Raw genomic sequence first — 1228 nt, 5'->3', positions numbered from 1 at the left:
GTAGCCATCTGCGGTCAACATGGGTTTGCCGTGCGCTTACGTGCTTGTTGCTCCTCGGTTCGAACAGCATTCAGCGTCGCTTCGAGTTCCGCAAGCTTCGCTGTCGCTGCGGCAGTCTCCTGCTTTGCGGCGTCCGACTCCAACGGATCGTCGACAGCCGTCGGCATCGCGCCCTCTAAGGCAATCAGTTCTTTCTTCTTAGCATTGAGCTGCTGCTCCAACGACTGCCGAAACGCTGGTGAGAGCTTGTGCTCGACGCTCACAAGTTCCGCATTGACCCTAGAAAGCTCATCGGCGAGTTGTTTCCGTTCTGCCTCAAGTTCTGAAATCTTGAAGTCGAGCAGCTCATCGAGCGACGGAAAGCCGATGCGCTGCTCCTCGGGCACGTGCGTGTAGATGATCTTCCGTAACTCGCCATCGAAAGTCGATGAACCGCTGCCCGCCAATTCATTGCACAGAGTCTCTAGATAGTTTTGCGGCAGATACTTCACTCGCTCGACGCTGGACGGTGCAGGACTCTCATGCAAGTCCTTCTGCGCGTCAGTTCCGTCATGCCAACGCAAAGTTCCGACAAAATGCGCTGCCAACTTGTTCCGCGGATCGCGGAACCGCTCGTCGTTGAGAAATGAAAAACTTTCGTGATTCTTGGTGTCACCGATGAGCGCGACAATATCAGCCAACGCGCTCTTGCCGCTGCCCTTGTTGCCGATGATCGCCACTAGGTCGTGATTCAACGGAACTTCGACATCGAACCAACTATCCGCCAGCGCGGACCCAGCCTTCTTCCTGACCGTGATCGCGGACACGTACTTCGTCCTATTACCCGCCACCAACAACTGCTTCGGCGGCGTGTCGCCGACGAATATGCGCTGATCGAACTCGGTGACCGCTTGGAGCAATCCCTGAAAAGTCGGATCAGCCTTGATCCATGTAAAGCATTGACCGATTCGATCCTTGCTGTCCGCACTGCTGAGCGCATGGGCATCGGAGCAATCGAGCAATCTGTCCAGCACGTTCGCTTCACTCAGCTTCTTGCGGGCCTTGTTATAGGCTTCAGGATTCTCCGATGCGGTGAAAACAAGATGGACACAATTGATAACATTGCGTTTCTCCGCAATCGATTGATCGTCCCACTTCATGTTTTCCCATTCAGTCTTGCCGACTGCAAGCAGATATCGATCCTTTAGGGTAAGCGCACGGCAAACCCATGTTGACCGCAGATGGCTAC

The 1228-nt window shown here is 54.6% G+C and carries 1 pseudogene; it reads right to left on the bottom strand.

Annotation, left to right across the window (positions count from 1 at the left end):
• Positions 1 to 14 precede the first annotated feature (14 nt).
• Positions 15 to 1228 (bottom strand): annotated as a pseudogene (locus tag J8G26_RS19080) (ABC transporter); the annotation flags it as partial.

This window comes from Acidovorax sp. JG5 (genome assembly GCF_017939685.1).
GTDB lineage: Bacteria > Pseudomonadota > Gammaproteobacteria > Burkholderiales > Burkholderiaceae_C > Acidovorax.
This window is presented reverse-complemented; position numbering and strand designations above follow the sequence as displayed.